This is a genomic window from Brevibacillus schisleri (genome assembly GCF_055685845.1).
Genome location: NZ_JBVNDM010000001.1, coordinates 1873410 through 1892827, shown reverse-complemented (window position 1 = coordinate 1892827; position 19418 = coordinate 1873410). Strand labels below are relative to the sequence as shown.

Genomic DNA, 19418 nt, shown 5'->3' with positions numbered 1-19418 from the left:
GCCTTGAAGACCTGCCCACTGGCACCATGGTGGCAAAACAGCCAGCTTGGGGTCACCGTCGGAACTATGCTTGTTTTAACCTAGACAAATGATGGCTTGTCCCATAAACGGAAATAAAGACATTCTCAAATGCGTTCAGGTTCGTTGTAATGAAACTCTATCGGAAGATTATATGGACGTTTCTGTTCCTCTTCTATAGCTTTATTAAACTCATATTCGCTTGCGTTTTTAATGAGCGTTAGATGAGGCTTGTGTTTAAGTCTTTCTTTACAATTTGAATTGTACTCTCGCTCCTTCCGTTCCATGAATTGGAGCATCTGATCATGAGCTCGGCGATTTTTTTCTTCATCAAAATAGTGCTCGTAAACTATGATCGTGTCTTGGTTTTCCCACTTCATATCCTTTCCCTATTTTGTTATTTCAGTGGGTTAAATTTGACAAACCGTTTGTGACATTTATCGAATGAAAGTTATCTAAAGTCTGTTCCTTCCAACGTAGTTTAACAGAGTGTAAAACTCGTTCTTCAACATAAAATTTACCCAAAAATTACATAAATAGCTATCAGTATCTTACTATGTATAAATATATATGTATATGGCGTTATATGTAGCATCGTATCGAAATCGCACAAAAAAATAAAGAGGGGCTATCCGAAAAGTGGTATTTCCGACCGGTAACTAAAAAAAGCACAACCCAAGAATGCCGTAAAATCCACATTCTTGGGTTGTGTTTGGCAAAATAAAAGTACACACTTTGGCAACCGAAAAGTGCAGACCATTTACGAACATGAAAAAAGCCTTGCCAGCTAACTAAACAACCCCCTACTCTTCTATTTCGGAACAGATAGGAGAGGGATGAAAGGAATGCTGGCAATGGCTCAACAATACTATATCAAATACTTTCGGGACGTAAAAGATCAATCGATCTCCCAGATAGCAGAACAAACTGGTGTTAACTGGAGAACAGCAAAGAAATATGCAGATTGTTCGGACTGGAACAAAGAAGAGTGTCCTCTTCGAGGAAAATTCCCTATTATGGAAGCTTATCGTGAGCAAGTGGATACTTGGCTTATGGAAGATCAAACCCGCCCCAAAAAGCAGAGGCACACGGCAAAACGTATCTATGATCGCCTTGTTTCCGAATTTGGCTTTGCAGGATCAGATCGTACCGTACGGTACTATGTTGCCAAGCGGAAGTTAGAACTGCAAATCGAAAAATCGGAACCTTATATTCGTTTAAAACATCCAGGTGGAGAAGCTCAGGCGGACTTTGGAACATTTCAAGCAATTATTGGCGGTGAACTGGTAGAGCGGAAAATGTTGATCCTCTCCTACCCTTACAGCAACGCGGCATTTGTTTTTGTTACTCCGAAGGAGAACACCGAGTGTTTCTTGGAAGGGTTACGGCGGTTATTTGAGATGAGCGGCGGAGTGCCTAATCGAATCTGGTTTGACAATCTTTCAGCGGCAGTTGTATCTGTAGGAACCGATGGAAAGAGAAAGCTTACAGACGAATTTCAACGATTTGCTCTTCACTATCGCTTCCAGCCTGTATTTTGTAATCCAGCTCAGGGAAACGAAAAAGGACATGTTGAGAATAAAGTTGGTTATGCACGAAGAAATTGGTGTGTTCCATTACCTGTAGCCAATGATTTGGAACAACTACAGTATGTTATCAATCAGCAAGCCTTTGAGGATTTGAAAAGACTCCATTATGCGAAGGGAGTCTTACAGCAAGAGCTTTGGGAGCGAGAGAAAATCAAGCTTTTGGAACTTCCTCTCGTACCTTACGAGGCTTTCCGTTTAGAATCCGTAAAAGCCAATGGATACGGTGAAGTTCTCGTTGATCAAAAAACGTTAAAGGTTCCATCTATCCGTTCTCACGAACGAGTATGGCTGAAGTATTGGTGGAACAAAGTAGACGTACTAAATGACAGCTATGAAGTCCTCATTTCACTACCAAGGGGATATATAGACGAGCCGATCCCAATTGATCTGCAAACGCTGTTGGAGCCACTTTATAATAGGCCGAAGGCTCTCGATTACAGTTCTGTCCTTGCCTTGCTTCCCAGCCAAACAAAAGCTTTTCTTCAATCTGTGGAAGGAAAAAGTCGCAAAGCAAGAATCGGCTGGATCATTCGAATGCTAAGAACATACCAAATTGAGGAGATTGAAAGATGCCTTACGCAAGAAAAGCAGGATGATGTGAGTCGATTGGAGCATGTTCTGTACCGTTTACGTCATCCAGAGATCATCCCAACACCTATGAAAGACAATCGAACACCGTCTGTTTTCGTTGGGTATCAGCTAGATCTTTCGAGATATGATCAACTTCAACGGACGGAGGTACGAAAATGAGAGAAGAATTACGTCAACTATGCAAGCAGATGAGATTAGCACATGTCATGAATATCTATGATCAAGTACCGTTTGAACACCCAACTCAGTTTCTTCATGCGGTTCTATCAGCGGAACGAAGTTCCCGTGAGCAGGGAAAAATCCGACGATTGTTACAGAAAGCAAGATTTACGCAAATAAAGACTTTTGAAGGGTACTCTTTCGAGTCGGTTTCGCTACCTGAGAGTGTAACGATTGAGGAATTGAAGAGAGGCTCGTTTGTAGAACGAAAGGAAAATGTTATTTTGCTGGGTGCCGTAGGCACAGGAAAGACGCATCTGGCCACGGCAATTGGTGTAGAGGCGTGTAAACAGGGGAAAAATGTGAGGTTTTATCGGGTTGCAGAGTTGGTTTCCATTTTGCAAACCAAGTTTCATGCTGGCAATCTACCGAGATTTCAGAAGGAATTAATGGATGCTGATTTACTAATCTTAGATGAGTTAGGATTTGTTCCGTTTCACAAGGATGGTGCTGACCTACTTTTCCATCTAATCTCAGAATGTTATGAGCGAATCGGTGTCATTGTTACCTCGAATTTGGAATTCAGCCAATGGAATACGGTTTTCGGAGATAACCGTTTAACCGCTGCCTTGATTGACCGTCTTGTGCATCATGCTCACATCGTAGCTTTCACAGGAGAGAGTTATCGCCTTCGGCATGCTCTTTCCCACCGTTAATAATAAAAATTTAGCCTGGCAAGGCTATGCACAAAATGGTTGCCGAACTCTGCACTTTTTACTTGCCAAATACAAACCGGCTTTCGTTTATTTGAACTATCGAAACCAGCTAGTTGAACAGCATCATCTACCGACATGCAAATAAAGGACAAACAGCTCTAGGGGGTCCATGGTTCCCCTTATTTCCTTATTCAAAACTGGCACAAATTCCGTCATTCATGGGACATTAGGCTATATGACGCCTGTTCAGTACCGCCAAGAAGCCCTTAAAATAGAGTTTCCTCATCTTTAATGGCTCTATTTGATGATATGTAGAAATGAAGCAATTGAAGGTAATGTATCTATTCCATAATGTAAAGCAATCAAAATCCAGATGTTCCTATATCTCCACCATAAAAATCCGAAGATAATACCAATAACAAACACTGGTACAATAGTTCCTATGAGAACCGAATAAATATTTCCCGCAGTTCCCTCTACTCCGCTTGAAAGTAGATAACGAGAGGGAAAATGAAATGAAGCAAACAAAAGCGCTGATAAAAAAATACCTAAGATAGCTCCACATACTTTTTCCAATCGAGTTTGGAGTATATATCTATAAAAAATCTCTTCTGGTATAGCCGCTTGCACAAGCGGTAAAAGAAGTCCAACTGTAAAGTTTATCCATATCATGATACCACCATTGGCAACAACTCTATTAATCTCAGCTATGTAACTGACATTTAGAAGCATTCCAAGAATAAAACAACTAAATACTGCTATACATATTTTCCACGTTCGTTTGGTTTTAAATATACTAGAAATTTCGTACCCAAGTCTTTTATAAATACACAAGGGAAGAACAAGTAGAAAAATGATTTTAACAAATACTACATACCATACATCCTGAATAAACCCTGTAGCTCCCAAAATTGGTATAGGAAAATACATTATCGCTACAGAAAATAATGCAACAATGAAAATATATAATAAAGAATATAGTATAAAGATACCCAATTCCTTTTTTGGTTTCTCAATATTCATAGATTAGAATTACTCCTTTATAGCGCCTGTTTAATTAAATTCGAAAGGTTACAAAACCTTAGGCAGTACAGATATTAAGAACTGCCCCCAATTGTTTTCTCAGATGTAGCAAGCCTCCAATCATTAACTGAAAACTGATTTCAGTTCCACTTGATGTTAATACGACATTGCCCTGCTCATCGTTACGATAGATCTTAATTCCTTTCTAGATTCAAACCTGCTTTTGCAGATGAGACTTTTAACCCCTTCTTCGCAATTTCAGTTAAAACATTCCCAACGCGCTACCGCATCGTGGTACAACTTCCCTTTTACATTACACATCCTTCAATAAATTGTTTTACATTGTATTCGATTACTTATTTTTATTGGTCATGATGAACTTTTTATGCTTTTAATTCTACAGTTGGCCGGAGTCTTTTCTATTTATATGGAGAAATTTCTAGTTGCAGAAGACTAAAAAGGTTACTATTATAGTAGTAACCTTTTTAGTCGAGAGGAGCTATTGTCTTGAATCCACGTGTCTTCATCTTAGCGATTGCTACCTTTGTCGTAGGTACGGTGGAATTGATTATCGGTGGTACGCTCGATCTGATTGCTCGTGATCTTCAGGTATCGATTAGCGCTGCCGGACAATTAATCACCATTTTCTCGCTTGCCTTTGCCATTGCTGCTCCTCTGCTCCTGCATGTTACAAGGCGCGTCGAGCGTAAAAAGCTATACTTGTATGCATTAGCAGCCTTTTTCCTGAGCAATGTGCTTGCGGCACTTAGTCCAAGCTACGCTGTATTAATGACGGCGCGCGTCTTGAGCGCAGCAAGTAGCTCCATCCTGATCGTGCTATCGATTACAATTGCAACGAATCTTGTGGAACCTGCTTATCGCGGCCGCGCCATTGGGGTTATTTTCATGGGGATTAGCGGTTCGCTCGTACTCGGCGTCCCTGTCGGACTGGCTCTGGGGAATGCCTTCGGATGGCGTGCCCCCTTTTGGCTCATTGCAGCTCTGAGTATTGTCGCGATGATTTTTATCCTCTTATTTTTGCCAAAAGTTCAAACCGCACCGCCGATCCCGCTGCGTGATCAAATGACTACCCTCCGTAGCGGCAAGCTATTCAGCGCCTTGTTTATCGTCATGTTAATGCTGACAGGTCACTTGACGCTGTATGCATACTTCACTCCTTATCTGCAAACGACGATGAATGTCGATGGAACGACACTGAGCTGGATTTATCTCTTGTTTGGGCTTGCAGCCGTTGCTGGCGGTGGTATTGGCGGTTGGATCGCAGATAAATGGGGAGCAACCAAAAGCATCCTGTTCATCATTCCAGTGTTTGGCTTGATCATGTGTGTCTTGCCGTTTTTTACAGGCTCGCTTTATTTGTTCTTGCCGATCATGGTCATCTGGAGTGCGCTTAGCTGGGCTATTTCGCCAGCACAGCAAAACTATTTGATCTCCTGCTCACCTGCTACTGCGGACATTCAATTAAGCCTGAATACTTCTGCCCAGCATTTAGGTATCGCCCTTGGCTCCCTGGCTGGCGGTCTCGTCGTCGAGCGGTCCTCCGTCATTTACACACCATGGGTTGGAGCCGTGTTCGTCCTGATTTCATTCGGATTTGCCTTCTACTCGATCTCACGTCCATTTCATGCACAGGAAAGCCAAGTGGTGCAGCCTGCGCCAGGACACCATGCATAGAGACTCGCAAAAGCAAAAAGCCGTCAACTGTTTGACGGCTCAGCCTGAAGAGAAACCCCCTTTTGGGGGATTTCTTTTTAGTATTGTTCAGCACGAAGTGCTGAAAAAAAGGATAGCCTGCACCTAACTTGCTTTCGCTAGGTGTAGCGCTATCCTTTTAATGTTTTGTACTGTTGCTGTCATCAATACCTGCTCTTGGACATTTTCACGTCCGCGTAACCTACAATAGCGAAGCCCATGCAGTTCTTTAGCATCTGCAAAGCTTCGCTCTATGGTTTGGTATCTTAATCTATATAAATATTTCCCCGATTTACTTAAACGGTTCTGTCGAACCCATTCCTTACTCTCTTCCCAAACGTGCCTGCTTATCACCTTTTGGTGATTTTTAGATCGGGTACACTCAGAAAGCCTTGGACAAGTTTTACATATTTCTTTATTGGACTTATACATCCTGTATCCGTTTCGATCGGTAGTCGAATAAGTAAGTGTATGTTTTTGAGGACATGTGTACACATCGCACTCCAGATCATATTTAAAGCGCCATTTAGCAAAAAGACCTTTAACAGGTGTAAAGGCACGATGACCGATGACAGCAAATACATTTATATCGTGAAGTGCCTTGCAGATTGGAGTAGTTAAATAACCAGCATCTAATGCAATAGCTTCAATTGTATCCTGAAACCCAAACTTCTCGATTTGGAGATTCAGCCTATCTATGTAAGGAACGGAATCATGGACATTGCCAGCAGTGACATGGACATCGGTAATAATATTGTACTTATGATCGACAGTCCGGTGATCGAGATAGAAAAAGCCTTCGGGCTTGCTGTCTCGAACCATGTAGCCACTTTCCGGATCCGTGGTACTCATCTTGATTTCCTTTTCTTCCTTCACACCCTCTCTAGGCTTCAATCCTTTTTTCCATGTACCTCACGGTCTTCATTAATTGCTACCTCTAAATCTTTGAGATAGGCACGACTCGTTTTCTCGATGACATGCTTCTTAAATTTTCGTTTATTCGCATTTGCTTTAAGATGCGTAGAATCACTTATCAATACACGTCCAGCGACCATTCGATGCTGAATCGCCAAGCGAACAATTTCATCAAAAATCTCCTGAAAAACATTTGTATTTTTAAAACGGGTTCGACGATTCCAACTGATTGTTGTGTGATCTGGAACTCGATCTGTTAAAGAAAGGCCAAGAAACCAACGATAGGCGATATTAGTCTGGATTTCTTTTTCGAGTTGCCTCTCTGAGCGGATACCGTAAAGGTATCCAATGAAAATCATTTTAAATAAAACAATAGGATCAATCGACGGTCTACCGTTATCCTCGCAATAATATTGACGTACTTTTTCTCGGATGAAGGAGAAATCTATATGTTTCTGGATGACCCTTAATAAATGGTCCTCTGGGACCAATTCATCAAGACACACAAATTCGTAATGCATTTGTGGATTTTTATCATTGGAGGTAAGCACAATAATCACCTACTATAAAATGTAATTATAAGAATTATAACAAATTAACGCGGTGTCGCTTTAAAATTAAGTGAAATAAAAATGGCTGTCGACTTTCTCGACAGCCTGAGCCGTCAACTGTTTGACGGCTTTTTCTTATCATCCTTGAATCATTTTTCGTTATGAGCCTATTTCACTGGCAGCCAGACGGTAAATCTCGTGATTCCCCGCTCGGACCAAACCTCAATTTTCCCCTTGTACTTGTGAACAACTGCATCTACGATCGTCAGACCCGTTCCACGCGAGCCACATTTTTTCTCTGTTTTCGTTTTCGTTGTATAGCCATTCTCGAAAATACGTGCTCGTTGTTCTGGCGTGATTTCCGGTCCTGTATTTTCAACTCGGAAAATAACGTGTTCCTCATCACAGCAAAAAGAAATGCTGACTCGCTTTTCCCCATCCGTTAAATCAGCCGCTTCAATCGCATTATCAATAAGATTCGATAAAATTTTGATCAGATCAATGGAAGGAATGCTATCGATTGGATCAGCACATTCTTCAAATTGCATCACGATTTGTTTGGATTTAGCCTGCTCCCATTTGGTGTGAAGCAATACCATTAAGGCAGGATTCGCAAACCTCACGGTGAGGTCCAAAAGCTTAGTTTCTTTCAGCAACGACTGCACGTAATCTCGTGCTTTTGGATAATAGCCGCATTCAATCAAACCGTAGAGCACTTGCATGTGATTGACGAAATCATGGCGTATGGAGCGCATCGAACAAATGACTGAGCGCAATTCATCCTGATAGGTTTCTTCCGTCTCGTCAACTGCTGCCTTGATGGCACGTTGGTACCAGCGTTCCATGCAAAGAACCAGGAAGATCAGTACGACGACAAACAAACCTTGAATCGCAAAAACAGGAATGCTGCTACGAACGACATCATCTCCAATGTCCTCGACGATGGCTACGTCTGTATCTACTCCGATGATTCCGATGATTCTTCCTTCTTTATCTCTAAGCGGCGCGCCAGCAGACAAGTAGACCCCGTAATTTGGATCCCTGATAATATCTGAGTAGTACGCTGATGATCCTTCGTAAATCATTTGAATGTGCTCAGAAGATAGAACAATAGGCATACCGATATCAAAAGTTTGCTTCGCATTTGGAGGCCTTGCAACGATCATCGCGCGACCACTCTGCCTGTCTTCACTGATTTGAATCGTGTATAAATACAGCAGACCGAACTGCTCACGCGCTTGATTCAATTGCTGTTCGATTCGTTTATAGGCGGGGTTCTCTTTTACCGGATTTCGTAAAAACTCCTGATACGCGTCAACATCTAGGCTGTCTGCTACTGTAGAAGCAGCTTTCATGCTTTGATTCGCAATGGAGAGCCGGACGGATTGAATCGTATTGAAATAGGAAATCGCGATGCTTACACAAGTAAAGATTAAAACAAGGATGCTAGAAACGAGCATAATGATTAGAACTCTGGGGTTTTTCGGTTGTGTACTCGTCATAATCTCCTCAATCCATCTGTGCAAAAAGTCGTCTTTTGATTACGCAGCTGTACTAAAAACATGACTTTTTGAACATGTCTCTCTAATATTCTAGAGATTTCTACTGGAAATGTCTACATAATATCAATGTAGCTTCATTATACTTCTCGAAATCATACATTGAATTATGATTCGGAATATTTTTATAATAAGGCGAATACGAAATACCAATCTCTTTCCCTAGGAAAAAGGAGTGGGTTCGATGGAAGAAAAACTGTTTGCCCGGCTACAGGAGATTTATCCAGAGCTTGTTACATTCAGACGTGATTTGCATATGTATCCCGAGCTTTCCTTTCAGGAGGAAAACACAGCGAAGAAAGTAGCAGACAAGCTGGCTTCTTTTGGTATAGAGGTACAAACTGGTGTCGGTGGCATGGGTGTTGTCGGTCTCTTGAGGGGTGGAAAGCCAGGAAAAACAGTTGCGTTGCGCGCTGACTTCGATGCCTTACCCATCCAAGATGAAAAAGAAGTACCGTATAAGTCCCGCATTCCAGGCGTCATGCACGCGTGCGGTCACGATATACATACCTCCGGACTTTTAGGAGTCGCACAAGTGTTGAGCGAGTTTCGCGATGAGCTCCCAGGAAATGTGGTATTCCTGCATCAATTCGCGGAAGAGCTGCCACCTGGTGGCGCCAAAGCCATGGTGGAGGCGGGTTGCCTCGAAGGTGTTGATGTCGTGTATGGCGCGCACGTTGCCTCCGAGCTTCCCGTAGGCACTGTCGGGATCGGACATGGCTACATTACAGCAGCAGCAGACAGCTTCGAGATCGTTTTGTACGGAAAAGGCGGACACGGTGCTTATCCTCATACTTCCGTTGATCCAATCGTATTGGGCAGTCAGGTTGTCATGAATTTGCAGCAGATTGCCAGCCGTCAGGTAGATCCGCTGAAACAAGTCGTTCTGTCTGTCTGCTCCTTCGTAGGCGGGGGTGAAGCGTTCAACGTCATCCCTGATCAAGTGAGGCTCAAGGGGACTGTCCGCACGTATAACGAGGAAGTGAGGGCAGCGGTCGAGCAATCTCTAAAACGTATCGTGGAAGCCAGCTGCCAGGCAGTCGGCGCTACTTGCGAAATCATGTACCAACGCGGCTACCCAGCTACTTGGAACGATGAGACAGAAACTCCGCTACTTGCAGAAGAAGCCAAACGTATTTTTGGTGAGGAGCGCGTCTTGAAAATTCCACCTGGCATGGGTGGAGAGGATTTTGCTTACTTTGCCCAAGAGCGCCCCGCTACCTTCTTCATGGTCGGTGGGCGCAATCCGGAGATTCAGGCGACATATCCGCATCATCATCCCAAATTCGATGTCGATGAGCGCTCCATGATCCAAACCGGTCAGTTATTCATTGCGGCGTTGCTTGCCTATCAGGCACGTCATCAATAAGCGAAAAAAGTCGAAAGGCAAGGGCCTCATGCTCCTTGCCTTTTTTTGCCACCGTTTTCACACTTCGTGTCCGACAATCCAGTCCAGTCTTCTGCTCTGGATACGGGCAGGGATCGTTTTTAGCAGGAAATGACGAGCCGCGATGGCGAGCGGATGTTCCCATTGGGTGACTGCCCCCATCAAGCGGGAACCTTTCACAATCGCATTCGCTCGCTTCTTCCGTATCTCTTCATACATGCGCAAAGCGTGAGCCGAGTCCGTGTCGTTATCTGCCAGGCATCTGGCCAGCACAAGTGCATCTTCCATTCCCTGACCCGCGCCTTGCCCCAGATTCGGCAGCATCGGATGTGCCGCATCGCCCACAAATGTAATCCGCCCCTCACTCCATTTCCTGAGAGGTGCACGGTCGTAAATATCATGGCGCAAGATGGCTGCATCCTCTGTCGCCTCAATCACTGCACGTACTGGCTCATACCAGCCTTCAAGTCGGCTCAACGTCTCTCGCTTCCGGCCCAATGATCCATCTTGTTCTCCCTCAGGTGCATTGATAGCGGCAAACCAATGTATTCGATTGTTGCCGATATGGGAAAATCCGAAACGAATTCCCTTGCCCCATGCTTCAAAGCCTCCCCCTGATTCCAGTGGATAACGAGGGTCTTGATAAGTAGCAATTCCGCGAATCGCCGTATACCCGGAGTATCTCATCATCTCTTCACCGAACAAGCTCTTCCGTACACGGGAGTGAATCCCGTCCGCTCCGATCAGAATCGTCCCATGTGTACGCGACCCATCTGCAAAAGCGGCATGAACCCTTTCCTCTTCTTGAGAAAATGAAGCGAACTGCTTGCCTAAAATCAATTCATTCGTCGAGATTTTCGCCAAAAGAGCCTGCTGTAGATCAGCCCGATGAATCAAGTAGCTGTCAGCCCCGCACCGTTCTGCTTGTTCCGCGACAGGTAGCTCGACTAACAAATTTCCTTTCCAGTCGCGAATCCGTGCTGAACGGACAGCTGCCCCACGTTCGCGTACTTCCTGTCCAACTCCCAGCTTATCCAATGCCTTCATGGCATTGGCAGCCAAAACAATTCCAGCGCCGATGCCTTTATGCTCCTTTGCCTGCTCATAAAGCGTCACTTGCCAGCCCTTTTGCTTCAAAGCAAGCGCTGCTGCGAGCCCACTCAAGCCTGCCCCGATGATCACCGCGTGTTTTTCGTTGCTCATCGCCTTTTCTCCTCATTAGAAAAGATTCATACTCAAATACCGCTCTCCCGTGTCAGGCGCAATGCAAACGACTCGTTTCCCCACTCCCAGCCTTTTGGCAATCGTGATGGCAGCAAAGACCGAGGCTCCCGATGAAGGGCCGACGAGAATCCCTTCCAACGCTGCAAGCTGCCTCATGCTTTGTAGAGCGTCTTCGTCTGCGATTTGAATGATTTCATTATAAATGCTTGTATTGAGGATTTGTGGAACAAAACCGGGGCTCGTGCCCACCAGTTTATGTGGACCAGGCTTTCCGCCAGACAGAACCGGGGAGCCTTTTGGTTCGACGACAGCGATATACAGCTCCGGAAGCTTTTCGCGCAACGCTTCGCCTGTTCCGGTAATCGTTCCTCCCGTCCCAGCTGTGGCGACAAAAGCATCCAGTCGCCCATTCATTTGCGCAAAAATTTCCTTAGCTGTCGTCATTCGATGAATGTCCGGATTCGCCTGATTTTCGAATTGCTGGGGAATAAAGCTGCGCGGAATCTCTTTTTGCAGCTCTTGCGCTTTGGCAATCGCCCCCGGCATCCTCAGCTCGCTTGGTGTCAAGACAACCTCTGCCCCATACGCTTTCAATAGATTGATCCGTTCCTTCGACATATTGTCAGGCATAACCAAAATCGCACGATAGCCTTTTGCTGCGGCATTCATCGCCAAGCCGATTCCGGTATTTCCGCTCGTCGGCTCTATGATCGTATCCCCCGGTTGGATCAGTCCCGCTTGCTCAGCCGTCAAAATCAGATTATAGGCAGCGCGGTCCTTCACACTCCCGGACGGATTGAATTTCTCTAGCTTCACAAAAACTTCTGCTGCTCCTTCAGGAACCATGCGCCTCAGTTGAACAATCGGCGTGTTTCCAATCAATTCGGTAATGTTCTGGTAGACGCTCATCGTATTCCTCCTGGAAAATATGCCTTCATGTCATTATCCCTTAGTAATACTATAAGAATAATACAATTTTTCCGACCTGAAAACGATAAGGGTGCTTAAATGAGAAAAAGCTCTCGAAGGAGAGCCTTGTTCCTGTCTAAAAACCATACTTTGCTTTTGTCTGATTCAGTACATTCACCGCTTGTTGATACAGACCGTTCGCGGTTTCTTTCACTTTTGCTTGTCCGCTTTTGTCTACCGAGCTTTGGCGCTGCTTCGCCTGCGCGATTGAATCAGTCGCCGTCTTGATAGCCGCGAGGACTGCTTTTTCCCGTTTCTCGGCATCCGGCACGCTCGCTTTGATTTCCGCCCAAATCGTTTGGATATCCTTCATGTCGGTCTCCATGATGGCGATCATTTCCTGCATGTTTTTGTTTTTATCCTGGATCGAGCCATCCATGGTGTTCATCCCATCAACCAACACCTTCATACTGCCCAGCGTTCCTTGCATGACCTCGAATTCCATCTTGCTCAAGCCTGGCTGCGTCGAATAGGTACGAATCTCTTCCAACAGTCTTTGCAGCTCCGCTATTTGATCATTTGAAAACTGCGCTTCATCCGTAAATTGCAGCTCGTCCAAATACTTTGCCGTTTCAATCAGATCAGCCTCTAGCTTTCCTGTCTTTTCTACTTTTTTGGCGAAGTCCACACGCGCTTTTTCTTTGGCTTGTTGTTCTACTGCTGCTTTCTTTTTTACTTCTGCTTCCTCGTTGATGCGCTTGGTTAATGTCGTCAATTTGCTTTCGTACGCCCTTTTGTTTGTGGCAACAAGACTCGACTGTCCCTTATTTCCATCCATCAGCAGCCCGTCAAATTGGAGCTCGTCACCCTGCACTGTACCGATGATATCCTGACCAGTCGCCGGATTTTTGAGGGTCAGCTGATCCCCATCCATCGTTCCCTCCAGCAGGATCGATTCGGTTTTCAGAACGGGGATGCTGTCTTCCGTTTCGACGATGGAATCTGTTATTTCTACGTTTACTTTCTCGTTATTTACTGTGACACTCGTGTATAGCATACGTGTATCGTCTTCGTACAAATACCCTTCTGCCAGTGTCACAGGAGCAAAGAAACGATAGCCTGCGTATCCCAGCAATGCGACGATGACCAGAGCCATGACGATCATGATGCTTTTGTTTTTTCCCTTCATGCTGCGGCGACCCCTTTACCCACAAATTCTATTACGTTTGACCTGTTTTTCCTGCCAAAACGTGCCATAGTTTTATGATACATGAATCGCGGTGGAAAACCCTATGAGTCTAAAGGCCAAAACAAGATTAATAGAACGTATTACCAAAATCGTGACTGAAATCGAGTGTTTGACCTTCTTCGATTGTAATCGTGGAGAGTTCATATTTTAAATGTAATAGACTAATCCTTACAAATGAATCCCAATTTCTGATGTAAGGTTTCAATATACTTGTGAAATATTCATCAATAGGCTCATTAATATTGCGAGTGGTTTGTGCTGATACGACCAAGATGTGATATTCTCCAGCCGGTAAGTTACCAACCTCGTAATTTCCATATCCATTTGCTTTTGCAGCAAATAATCCCACGTTTTTTTTGGTACTGTACCTATTGCAAATATACTCTCTTCATCATCAGTGAGCGTATTCTTATCATAACCTTTGGAAATGAGTAGAATCCTTGCATTCACATCCGGCTTCGTCCCAACAAAATCGTTATACTGCCAAGTAATCGTACCCTTGAGCGATCCCTTTTGGGTAGGAATTGCTGGTTGTGCTACTTGTCCTACGACATTATTTTGTTGGCCTACCGTTTCAACTGGATAAGCTGCCGCCATCGCCACGTCCGTTGTACTTTTCCCCTCCGACGATACAGCTACAGCATTTGACTGCTGATTTGCGCCCACTTCCTGACCTGTAGACACTGGATTTACGGGTGCAGGCTGATTCGTTTCCTTTTTTGCTACGGGGCGCGATCCTAGCAGATCCTCAAGGTTTTTCCCAGATAAATAGAAAATAGCACCGCTAGCAATTCCGAGGATGATGGCAATTACCAATAGAAAAGTAAGGAGTTCTTTGAAAAATCCGGGCTTCTTCGCTGCTTTTGCTGTTTTCAATATTTTACCAATAGATAGAATCTAGGTCTAGGCTCCTATGACTTGCACTGTACAGGGAACAGGAAAAAGCCGATGTATCCCAAACATCGGCCTCTCGCACTTTCATTCCGTTATACCTCAACCATTTCACGCTCGGACGGATAATACATACCGGCTGCACCAAGCACGCCTGCTTCCGCACCAATTGTTGTCAACTGGATGCTCGCTTGGTTTGCCATCCGAGAGATAGAGCGCTCGCGAATGACGTTCTTCGCTTCTGCAAGCAGCAGCTGTCCGTTCTTCATCACACCGCCACCCATGACGATCACCTGTGGATTGAACAGATGGATCAGATTGGTTAGTCCCACCCCGAGATAATAACCTGCTTCCTTCATCAAGGTCATGCTGAGCAAATCTCCGCGAACCGCTGCCTCTCCGACCTCTCTGGCCGTTATCCTGCTCAGGTCATTCCCATTTTCAACAAGCAACGAGCTTGTAACCCCCTGTAGAAGCTGCTCCCTGGCTCTGCTTGCCAAAGCCAGCCCAGACGTGTAATTTTCCAGACATCCTCTATTCCCGCACACGCACAACGGTCCTTCTGGATCAAGCGAAATATGCCCAAACTCACCAGCACTATCGCCAACACCTGTAATCAGCCGTCCTCCACTGATAATCCCAGCACCAACACCTGTACTGACCGTTACATAGATCAAGTCTTTCGAGCCTCGTGCACTTCCAAACGCCCATTCTGCTACCGCTGCTGCATTGGCATCATTGATCAATTGGACGGCTACGCCAAACCGCTCCTGAAGCATCGCGCCGATCGGCACATCGCTCCAGTTTAGATTGCTCGCAAAAATGACCATTTGGCGCTGCGTATCAATAATTCCCGCAGTTGCAATCCCGATCCCACGAATGCGAGAGAGATTAATTCCGCTCTCGTCTAGAACCGTCTGCACCAAATCACCGATACGACCGATAACTGCCTGCGCTGCCTCTTCTGTTTGGGTCGCTGCGTTCGCCTGCCTGAGGATATTCCCATGCTCGTCGACGATCGCGGCCATGATCTTCGTGCCTCCCAGATCAATCCCGATGGCATATGGTTTGTCTTGATTCATCTTCCACTTCACATCCTTGCTGTCCATTCACGATTGAAAAATGGCGTCCAACGCTTGGGACGTATGCACGATCAATTGCTCAGGCAACTGGCTGTAAGGCGAGATTTCCGGGATGATGTAGCCGTCGTACCCAATCTCACGCAACGCTTCCATCACGCGGTTCCATGGAATATCGCCAGCGAGCAGCGGCACGAAACCTGTGATGTTGCCTGTGGTTGTCTTGAAATCTTTGACGTGAATAGCTTGGATTCTCTTGCCCAAAATGCGAATCCATTGCTCAGGAAAACCGAATTGCAGGACGTTGCCTACATCAAAATAAGCGCCTACCCACGGACTATCTACTTCATCGATCAAGCGGGCCATCTCCAGTGGACTAAGCAAAAACTTGTTCCACACGTTTTCGACTCCGATGTATACCTGATGCTGCTCCGCCTTTTTCGCCAAGCGCTGCAATGCTTCACGTGCCCGTTCATAGGCCGTATCATACGACACCTCAGCTGTTACGAGACCTGGGACGACGAGGACGGTTCGCGAGCCAAAAATGCTTGCCGCCTCTATCATTTTCTCGACAACACGAATGCCTTGCTCGCGGGTAGCTTCCTCATTGTGCGTCAACGGATATTTCCATAAAAGGGCAGTAGAGACGCTTGGCAGCTCCAAACCGAGTTCGCGAGCCTCGTCTGCCAGCCCCTTTAATTCCTGCTCTGTCATCCCTAGATGAAAGGGAGCATCTCCCTCGTCCAAATTCAGTTCTACCCCTTGATAGCCATGCGCTTTCGCCTGGCGAAACATTTCTTGCACGCTCGTTTCCTTTGGGAAGCACCAAGCATTGATCCCCTTTTGAAAAACCATGCGCCTCACTCCCCTTTTCTCAAAATAGTGACAGGCTTTCCTTCTTGTGCCGACTGATTCGCTGCCAATGTTACTTCCAGCGTCTTTCTCGCTGATTCATACGGCGACAGAATCAAGCTGCGATCCCCTGTCACAATCGCGGTGATAAACGCCCGATCTTGCTCCACGTACATATCCACTGTGCTCTCTTTTGTACGCGCTCCCTGCTCATCGATGATCGATAATTGCTTTCCGTCAATCATGACGCGGAAATCTTTGCCCAAGATTTCTACATTCGTACGGTGATCCGGCTGAATGAAGCACGTATCCAGATGTCCTAGCGCCCCTGACTGAAACACCATACTAATGGAAGTCACGTCTGGAATATCGATGTTTGGAATGTCACGCGAGACGAGCAAGGCCATCTGCGCATAGACCTTCTCGATATCGCCAGCCAAATACCGCATCATGTCCAGCGTATGTGTCGCCTGCTCGACAAGCTGTCCACCTGACTTGCCCATTTCCCTCCACCAAGGTGTCGTAACGAACTTGGTCAAATAATGACCGCGGACGAGTGCAATCGACTTGCCTTCCAAGTACGCTTTCGCTTCCTGTACGATATCGAGATAACGCAGGCAATAGCCAGTCGCGGTGATAATCCCTGCCCTTTCAATCGCTGCTTGCTTTTCATTTACTATCTGTATGTCCAGCCCAATTGGCTTTTCCACAAACAGATGAATCCCTTTCGCAGCCGCCGCTTCCTCAATCTCTTCATGCGCAAAAGGTGGGACGCACACAAACAAAGCATCCAGCTTTTCTGACTCTACCAGCTCACGCCAAGAGGTGTAGCCATGCGCACCAATGCGCTCAGCAGTCTCAGCAGCCGCCACTTGGTTCACGTCGCACACTGCAACGACCTTTACCCTTTCGTCCGCCAACAAGCCTTTTAGATGATGCTGCCCGATTCCACCTACGCCGATCATGCCTACACGTACACTCATGCGTCCTTCACCGTTCTAGCGTAATACGACTGGTTGCTTCTGTTCAGCGGATCGATAAGCGGCGAGGGCAACTTCCACAGCCCGCAAGCCGTCTTCACCCGTAATCGACGGCGCTTTCTTTTCTCGTACGCTGGAGACGAAATCCTTGACCAATTGACTGTCCATGTCATCGCCCCAGTTGACCCACTTCAAGCCTTTTTCATTGGAATACACATCCAGCTTTTGAGAAAAAGCGTCGAGCGAAATTGTGCCCTCTGTCCCGATAATTTCCATCGTCACGTCTCCCCAAGTTGGGAACGCCTTGTTGCGAGACCAACTGCAATCGAGTGTAGCAAATACCCCATTTTCAAATTCCATGGTCAAAATGCCGCAATCATCAATCGGCGTATCGGAAAATTTGCTGTCTATCTCCGCGTAAACCTCACGCACTTCAGCGTTCATAAACCAGCGCATCAAATCGACAACGTGAACCGTGTGATCGATCACTGCACCTCCGCCGGATTTTTCCGGATCGACGAACCAACCACCAGGATTTTGTCCACGGTTCGTACCCCGGATTGCCATGATCCGCCCGACTTTGCCTTGCTCCACCAATTGCTTTGCTCGAACAACAGCTGGATGGAATCGCACTGGGAATGCTGTCTGCAAAATGACGCCCTGTTCGCGGCAAAAGTCGATCATCTCTTGAGCAGCCTCTGCTGTTGTCGCCAGTGGTTTTTCGCACAGGATGTGCTTGCCAGCCTTCGCTGCCGCTATCGTATGCTCTTGGTGCTTGGCGTTTTCTGAGGTGACGATGACCGCATCGATATCCTTTGCGAGCAACTCATGATAATTAGCGAAGAACGGAACGCCAAACTTTTCAGCTGCGGTCTTTCCACGCACTTCATCCTCGTCTGCTACCCCGACTAATTGAACCCCATCTAGTTTCGCAACCGCATTTGCGTAACTGTAGGCATGCATATGTGCAACACTGATGATTCCGAGTTTCATGTCCATGTCCAGTCCCCTCCTACACCAAAGTTACGGGTTTGCCCGTTTCGATTGACACAAGCGCGGCACGAGCGATTTCTACCGCTTTCACGGCGTCTTCTGCCGTCACGAGTGGCTCCAGATCATGGTCGATGCACTCGATGAAATGCTTCAGTTCTCGGAAATACGGGTTTTCACGCAACGGGCTCTCCGGAACTGCGACTCCGTTCATGCCAGCTTGCTTCGAGCGATTAACCGCTACTAACGGTTTTTCCTTCGAGCTGTCGTAGGAAATGATACCCTCCTTGCCTGCCAGCTCCATTTTCATCGCGAAGCCTTCATGTGCCCACGAGCCTTCCACATGCGCAATCATGCCGTTCTTGAAGCGAAGCGTGACCAGCGCGTAATCCATCCGTGCAAAGCCTCGACCAAGCAAGCCTTTCGCGTACACACGCTCCACATCCCCGAAGCACCAACGCAAAAAGTCAAAATCGTGAATGATCATATCTAAAACAAGGCTGCCACTGTTTTTGTAGTCGGCGTACCAGTCATTCCACGCTGTCGGGAAGATACCACCACGGAACGTCCGTGCCACACCAACGTTGCCAATCGCATCGTCATGAACCAGCTGACGGGACTTTTCGTACTCCGGGAAGAAGCGAAGGACGTGTCCGACGAACAGCTTGACGTTTTTCTCCCGGCAATAATCAACGATAAAACGAGCTTCTTCCTTATCACGGGCCAACGGCTTTTCGCAAATGACATGCTTGCCTGCATCCGCAGCCTTTTTCACATAGGTCTTATGAAGGTACGTAGGCAAACACACGTCTACAATGTCGACCTGCGCCAGTTTTTCCAGTGCCTCTTCATAGCTCTCAAACCATTCTGTTTTTGTCTCGGCTGCCAGCTCTTTTCCTCTCTCGCTGCGGATATCGACGATCCCGACCAGCTTAACGTTCTCCATGGCAGCATACGCTTTCGCGTGAACAGTCCCCATGGTTCCTGCTCCGATTACCAGAACATGATTCATAATGGTTTCAC

At 46.2% G+C, this 19418-nt stretch carries 16 protein-coding genes; 4 read left to right on the top strand and 12 right to left on the bottom strand.

Features of this window, described 5'->3' with window-relative positions; translation table 11 throughout:
* Window positions 1-854: 854 nt before the first annotated feature.
* Together istA and istB are read left to right on the top strand one after the other, a co-directional pair.
* Window positions 855-2357, top strand: a complete 1503-nt coding sequence (istA, locus tag ACUUHJ_RS09480) for an IS21 family transposase (protein WP_472298768.1) — start codon at window positions 855-857, stop codon at window positions 2355-2357.
* On the top strand, window positions 2354-3073 hold the full coding sequence (istB, locus tag ACUUHJ_RS09475; protein ID WP_289677051.1) for an IS21-like element helper ATPase IstB: 720 nt from the start codon (window positions 2354-2356) through the stop codon (window positions 3071-3073). The genes istA and istB overlap by 4 nt, the downstream gene beginning before the upstream one ends.
* Window positions 3074-3370: 297 nt before the next feature.
* Here istB and ACUUHJ_RS09470 read toward each other — a convergent pair whose 3' ends face one another.
* Complete coding sequence (locus ACUUHJ_RS09470) at window positions 3371-4096, bottom strand: CPBP family intramembrane glutamic endopeptidase (RefSeq protein WP_289677050.1); 726 nt, start codon at window positions 4094-4096, stop codon at window positions 3371-3373.
* 507 nt (window positions 4097-4603) lie between these two features.
* Between ACUUHJ_RS09470 and ACUUHJ_RS09465 the strand changes: the two genes are divergently transcribed.
* A complete protein-coding gene (locus ACUUHJ_RS09465) occupies window positions 4604-5791 on the top strand; it encodes an MFS transporter (protein WP_289677049.1) in 1188 nt (395 codons plus the stop codon).
* 123 nt (window positions 5792-5914) lie between these two features.
* On the opposite strand, the gene ACUUHJ_RS09460 is transcribed toward ACUUHJ_RS09465, so the two are convergent.
* Both ACUUHJ_RS09460 and ACUUHJ_RS09455 read right to left on the bottom strand, forming a co-directional pair.
* A protein-coding gene (locus tag ACUUHJ_RS09460) for an IS1182 family transposase (protein WP_472301122.1) occupies window positions 5915-7245 on the bottom strand; the annotation gives its coding sequence in 2 pieces (ribosomal slippage) (window positions 5915-6705 and window positions 6705-7245; 1332 coding nt in all).
* Between the two features lie 197 nt (window positions 7246-7442).
* Complete coding sequence (locus ACUUHJ_RS09455; RefSeq protein WP_289677048.1) at window positions 7443-8777, bottom strand: sensor histidine kinase; 1335 nt, start codon at window positions 8775-8777, stop codon at window positions 7443-7445.
* 241 nt (window positions 8778-9018) lie between these two features.
* Here ACUUHJ_RS09455 and ACUUHJ_RS09450 point away from each other — a divergent pair, with 241 nt between their 5' ends.
* The gene (locus ACUUHJ_RS09450; RefSeq protein ID WP_472298767.1) at window positions 9019-10203 is read left to right on the top strand and encodes an amidohydrolase; all 1185 of its coding nucleotides are present in this window, start codon (window positions 9019-9021) and stop codon (window positions 10201-10203) included.
* A gap of 57 nt (window positions 10204-10260) precedes the next feature.
* On the opposite strand, the gene ACUUHJ_RS09445 is transcribed toward ACUUHJ_RS09450, so the two are convergent.
* From ACUUHJ_RS09445 to ACUUHJ_RS09405, 9 genes are all read right to left on the bottom strand, one after another.
* Window positions 10261-11424 (bottom strand): FAD-dependent monooxygenase, encoded by a 1164-nt coding sequence (locus ACUUHJ_RS09445; RefSeq protein WP_472298766.1) that lies wholly within the window; start codon window positions 11422-11424, stop codon window positions 10261-10263.
* A 15-nt stretch (window positions 11425-11439) separates the two neighbouring features.
* Window positions 11440-12354 carry a cysteine synthase A gene (gene cysK / locus ACUUHJ_RS09440; protein ID WP_173608576.1) on the bottom strand — a complete coding sequence of 305 codons (915 nt, stop codon included), beginning with the start codon at window positions 12352-12354 and terminating at the stop codon, window positions 11440-11442.
* 136 nt (window positions 12355-12490) lie between these two features.
* Window positions 12491-13543 (bottom strand): hypothetical protein, encoded by a 1053-nt coding sequence (locus ACUUHJ_RS09435; protein WP_472298765.1) that lies wholly within the window; start codon window positions 13541-13543, stop codon window positions 12491-12493.
* A 261-nt stretch (window positions 13544-13804) separates the two neighbouring features.
* Complete coding sequence (locus ACUUHJ_RS09430) at window positions 13805-14479, bottom strand: hypothetical protein (protein WP_472298764.1); 675 nt, start codon at window positions 14477-14479, stop codon at window positions 13805-13807.
* A 110-nt stretch (window positions 14480-14589) separates the two neighbouring features.
* Window positions 14590-15576 (bottom strand): ROK family protein, encoded by a 987-nt coding sequence (locus ACUUHJ_RS09425; protein WP_289677040.1) that lies wholly within the window; start codon window positions 15574-15576, stop codon window positions 14590-14592.
* 27 nt (window positions 15577-15603) lie between these two features.
* Complete coding sequence (locus ACUUHJ_RS09420) at window positions 15604-16428, bottom strand: sugar phosphate isomerase/epimerase family protein (protein ID WP_472298763.1); 825 nt, start codon at window positions 16426-16428, stop codon at window positions 15604-15606.
* Window positions 16429-16433: 5 nt separating this feature from the next.
* A complete protein-coding gene (locus ACUUHJ_RS09415) occupies window positions 16434-17408 on the bottom strand; it encodes a Gfo/Idh/MocA family protein (protein ID WP_472298762.1) in 975 nt (324 codons plus the stop codon).
* 15 nt (window positions 17409-17423) lie between these two features.
* Entirely contained in the window at window positions 17424-18398 is a 975-nt protein-coding gene (locus ACUUHJ_RS09410) for a Gfo/Idh/MocA family protein (RefSeq protein WP_472301163.1), read from the bottom strand.
* Window positions 18399-18417: 19 nt separating this feature from the next.
* The gene (locus tag ACUUHJ_RS09405; protein ID WP_472298761.1) at window positions 18418-19407 is read right to left on the bottom strand and encodes a Gfo/Idh/MocA family protein; all 990 of its coding nucleotides are present in this window, start codon (window positions 19405-19407) and stop codon (window positions 18418-18420) included.
* Window positions 19408-19418 lie beyond the last annotated feature (11 nt).

What these genes read in the sequence shown, in the direction of transcription:
- istA (WP_472298768.1), top strand. Translation starts at nt 855, where the DNA reads ATGAAAGGAATGCTGGCAATGGCTCAACAATACTATATCAAATACTTT.
- istB (WP_289677051.1), top strand. Translation starts at nt 2,354, where the DNA reads ATGAGAGAAGAATTACGTCAACTATGCAAGCAGATGAGATTAGCACAT.
- ACUUHJ_RS09470 (WP_289677050.1), bottom strand. Translation starts at nt 4,096, where the DNA reads ATGAATATTGAGAAACCAAAAAAGGAATTGGGTATCTTTATACTATAT.
- ACUUHJ_RS09455 (WP_289677048.1), bottom strand. Translation starts at nt 8,777, where the DNA reads ATGACGAGTACACAACCGAAAAACCCCAGAGTTCTAATCATTATGCTC.
- ACUUHJ_RS09450 (WP_472298767.1), top strand. Translation starts at nt 9,019, where the DNA reads ATGGAAGAAAAACTGTTTGCCCGGCTACAGGAGATTTATCCAGAGCTT.
- ACUUHJ_RS09445 (WP_472298766.1), bottom strand. Translation starts at nt 11,424, where the DNA reads ATGAGCAACGAAAAACACGCGGTGATCATCGGGGCAGGCTTGAGTGGG.
- cysK (WP_173608576.1), bottom strand. Translation starts at nt 12,354, where the DNA reads ATGAGCGTCTACCAGAACATTACCGAATTGATTGGAAACACGCCGATT.
- ACUUHJ_RS09435 (WP_472298765.1), bottom strand. Translation starts at nt 13,543, where the DNA reads ATGAAGGGAAAAAACAAAAGCATCATGATCGTCATGGCTCTGGTCATC.
- ACUUHJ_RS09425 (WP_289677040.1), bottom strand. Translation starts at nt 15,576, where the DNA reads ATGAATCAAGACAAACCATATGCCATCGGGATTGATCTGGGAGGCACG.
- ACUUHJ_RS09420 (WP_472298763.1), bottom strand. Translation starts at nt 16,428, where the DNA reads ATGGTTTTTCAAAAGGGGATCAATGCTTGGTGCTTCCCAAAGGAAACG.
- ACUUHJ_RS09415 (WP_472298762.1), bottom strand. Translation starts at nt 17,408, where the DNA reads ATGAGTGTACGTGTAGGCATGATCGGCGTAGGTGGAATCGGGCAGCAT.
- ACUUHJ_RS09410 (WP_472301163.1), bottom strand. Translation starts at nt 18,398, where the DNA reads ATGAAACTCGGAATCATCAGTGTTGCACATATGCATGCCTACAGTTAC.
- ACUUHJ_RS09405 (WP_472298761.1), bottom strand. Translation starts at nt 19,407, where the DNA reads ATGAATCATGTTCTGGTAATCGGAGCAGGAACCATGGGGACTGTTCAC.